This window comes from Pseudonocardia sp. SID8383 (assembly GCF_009864975.1).
Taxonomy (GTDB): domain Bacteria; phylum Actinomycetota; class Actinomycetes; order Mycobacteriales; family Pseudonocardiaceae; genus Pseudonocardia; species Pseudonocardia alni.
The window spans coordinates 1-2,224 of the sequence record NZ_WWFY01000565.1 but is presented as its reverse complement, the minus strand read 5'-3'; the positions used below and the strand labels follow the sequence as shown (position 1 = coordinate 2,224).

General features: G+C 77.9%; 1 protein-coding gene. It reads left to right on the top strand.

The annotated features are described in order from the left end of the window. Positions 1-27: 27 nt before the first annotated feature. On the top strand, positions 28-2,224 hold a 2,197-nt coding region (gene recC, locus GTW08_RS13850; RefSeq protein WP_346009904.1), incomplete at its 3' end, for an exodeoxyribonuclease V subunit gamma.

The following is a 2,224-nucleotide window of genomic DNA, read 5'->3' as shown; positions in this document are numbered from 1 at the left end:
CGCGCCGCCGACACCAGCGCCGAGGCCGTGCGTCATCCGCTGCTGCGCTCGCTCGGCCGGGACACCCGGGAGCTGGCCCTGCGGCTCCCCGCGGCCGGGCCCGGCGTGACCGACACCCACCACCCGGCCCCCGCCGGGACCGGCGCGCCGACCCTGCTGCGCCGCCTGCAGACCGCCCTGCGCGACGACGCCGTGCCGCCCGCCCCGGAGGACCGTCCCCTGCTCGACGCGGACGACCGCAGCGTCGCACTGCACTCCTGCCACGGCCCGGACCGGCAGGTGGAGGTGCTGCGCGAGGTGCTGCTCGGCCTGCTCGCCACCGACCCGGACCTGGAGCCGCGCGACATCATCGTCATGTGCCCGGACATCGAGGTGTTCGCGCCGCTGATCACCGCCTCGTTCGGCCTCGCCCCGGACGCGGACTCCCCCGACGGTGCGGGCCCCTCCCGCGAGGAGCTCCACCCCGGGCACCGGCTGCGGGTGCGTCTGGCCGACCGCGCCCTGCGCCAGGCGAACCCGCTGCTGGGCACGGTGTCGTCGCTGCTGGAGCTGGCCGGGTCCCGGGTCAGCGCCTCCCAGGTGCTCGACCTGGTCGCCTCCGCCCCGGTGCGGCGCCGTTTCCGCTTCGACGACGACGCGCTGGAGCGGCTGTCCGAGCTGGTCACCGCGGCCGGGATCCGGTGGGGGCTCGACGCCGCGCACCGGCGGCCCTACCGGCTCGACGGGGTCGAGCAGAACACCTGGCGGGCCGGGCTGGACCGGATGCTCGTCGGCGTCGCGATGGCCGAGACCCCGGGCGCCCCGGCCTGGCTGGGCACCGCGCTGCCGCTGGACGAGGTCGACTCCTCCGACGTGGACCTCGTCGGGCGGCTCGCAGAGCTCGTCGACCGGCTCGCGACCGTGCTCGGTGCGCTGCGCGGCCCGCAGCCGCTGTCGGTCTGGGTGGACGCGCTGGTCGAGGGGCTGTCCGCACTGACCGACACCACCCCGACCGACGCCTGGCAGGCCGGGCAGGCCCGCGCGGAGCTGGCCGACGTCGTCGCCTCCGCGGGGCCGCAGGCCGCCACGGTCGACCTCGACCTGCCCGACGTGCGCGGCCTGCTCGCCGAGCGGCTGCGCGGACGGCCCAGCCGGGCCAACTTCCGGACCGGCACGCTGACCGTCGCGACGCTGGTGCCGATGCGGGCCGTCCCGCACAAGGTCGTGTGCCTGCTGGGCTGCGACGACGGGGTGTTCCCCCGCGCCGGCGCCCCCGACGGCGACGACGTGCTGGCCCGCGACCCGGTCGTCGGCGAGCGGGACCCGCGTGGGGAGGACCGCCAGCTGCTGCTCGACGCGATCTGCTCGGCCACCCGACACCTGGTGGTGGTGTCCTCCGGGGCCGACGAGCGCACCGGCGCCGACCGGCCGCCGTCGGTGCCGGTCGGGGAGCTGTGCGACGCGATCGACGCCTGCGTGCGGACCGGGACCGAGGCGACCGCGTCGCAGGCGCTGCGGGCCCGGCACCCGCTGCAGCCGTTCGACCGGCGCAACTTCACCTCCGGCGCGCTGCTGGCCGCCGGGCCGTTCAGCTTCGACCGGGCCGCACTGCGCGGTGCCGAGGCCGCGGCCGGGCCGCGCACCGTGACCCCGCTGTTCGGCGCGGACCCGCTGCCCCCGCCGGAGGACCCGCCGGACGGGGTGGTCGAGCTCGACGAGCTGGTCGCCTTCGTCGAGCACCCGGTGCGGGCGTTCCTGCGCCAGCGGGTGCGGGTACTGCCGCCGGAGGAGAACGTCGAGCCCGACGACGCGCTGCCGGTCGAGCTCGACGGCCTGGCCACCTGGAAGATCGGGGACCGGCTGCTGACCGACCGGCTCGCCGGGGCGGCACCGCAGGCCGTCGCCCGGGCCGAGACGCTGCGCGGTGACCTGCCGCCCGGCGGGATCGGACACCGGGTGCTCACCGAGGTCGGCGGGCAGGTCGAGCCCCTGGTCGCCGTCGCCGCGGCGGTCGCGACCGGCGAGGCGGGATCGCAGGACCTCGTCGCGCAGCTCACCGGCACACCCGAGGACGGCCGCGCCGTCGCCGGGACGGTGCCGGGCCTGCACGGCGACGTCGTAGTGCGCGTCGAGTACTCGCGGCTCAAGGCCAAGCACCGGCTGCGGGCGTGGGTGCAGCTGCTCGCGCTCACCGCCGCGCACCCCGCCCGGTCCTGGACGGCGGTGACCGTCGGGCGCGGCCCCG